Genomic DNA, 603 nt, shown 5'->3' on the forward strand with positions numbered 1-603 from the left:
GCCGTTGCCAATACGTTGAACACCAGGCCCCGGAAAACGCTCGGCTGGAAGACGCCGGCTGAAGCTCTGGACGAGTACCTGAAATCCGTTCAAAAATGCGGTGTTGCGACGACCGGTTGAATCCGCCTTGCGATCCTCTGTCGGAGTGGTGGATCAAGGTTCCATCGCCTCCCGGCCGGCGAGCGTACAGCGCCTGTTCAAGTGCATCCAGAACGAAGTCCGTGGTCATGGAAGAACTGACGCGCCAGCCGACGATGCGGCGGGCGAACACGTCCACCACGAAGGCCACGTACAGCCAGCCCTGCCACGTCGAAACATAGGTGAAATCAGAAACCCACAACTGATTCGGTCGGTTAGCCGTGAACTGCCGATTCACCCGGTCCAGCGGACGCGGTACGGCGGCATCGGGAATCGTCGTCCGGACTCGCTTACCGCGAACGGCACCGCGCAGACCCAGCCGTTTCATCAGCCGTTCCACCGTACAACGAGCGACCGTAATGCTCTCGCGGTTCATCTGCTTCCAGACCTTGTCAGCGCCGTAGACTTGCATGTTGGCCTGCCAGACTCGGTTGATTTCCGGGCACAGAATCTCATCGCGTTTCG

1 protein-coding gene is annotated in these 603 nt (G+C 60.0%); it reads right to left on the reverse strand.

Translation table 11 applies throughout. The features are described from left to right. Positions 1-603: IS3 family transposase (locus tag WS62_RS12815; protein WP_231748273.1), on the reverse strand; the 603-nt coding region annotated here is incomplete at both ends.

Origin of the sequence: Burkholderia sp. ABCPW 14 (assembly GCF_001523835.1) — a bacterium.
Taxonomy (GTDB): Bacteria; Pseudomonadota; Gammaproteobacteria; order Burkholderiales; family Burkholderiaceae; genus Burkholderia; species Burkholderia mayonis.